The sequence below is a fragment of the Mesorhizobium sp. M3A.F.Ca.ET.175.01.1.1 genome (assembly GCF_004791945.1).
In the GTDB taxonomy this organism is placed as follows: Bacteria; Pseudomonadota; Alphaproteobacteria; order Rhizobiales; family Rhizobiaceae; genus Mesorhizobium.
In genome coordinates this window covers 1-287 of sequence record NZ_SRTP01000399.1, presented here as the reverse complement: position 1 = coordinate 287, position 287 = coordinate 1, and the positions used below count along the sequence as shown (strand labels likewise).

1 protein-coding gene is annotated in these 287 nt (G+C 58.2%); it reads right to left on the bottom strand.

Features of this window, described 5'->3' with window-relative positions; all coding sequences use genetic code 11:
* Positions 1-90: 90 nt before the first annotated feature.
* Positions 91-287 (bottom strand): hydantoinase B/oxoprolinase family protein (locus EN818_RS34215; RefSeq protein ID WP_245521451.1); only part of this gene is annotated, 197 nt, incomplete at its 5' end.

The window sequence follows — 287 nt, the reverse complement described above, 5'->3', positions numbered from 1 at the left end:
GTTTTGCCGAGCCCGTCGATGTGAGCGGTGAATGTGTAAACGCCATCGGGTAGCTCGGTGATCTAAGCGCGCGTGAGCCGCTCGGCGTAATTATGAAGTTCCTCCGCGTAGGCAAGGATTTCCGTCAGGCCATAATGCCCGAGCAACTCCATGAAGGACCGGCGACCGGCCGTGCAGGCAGCCATTTGTGCCTTTCAGATCGCCTAGGACAATACCTGGGACGCGGACGTTGAAGCCGATAATCTCCCAGATCGCCTCGTTCAGGACGCCGCCGTCGTAGAGCTTAA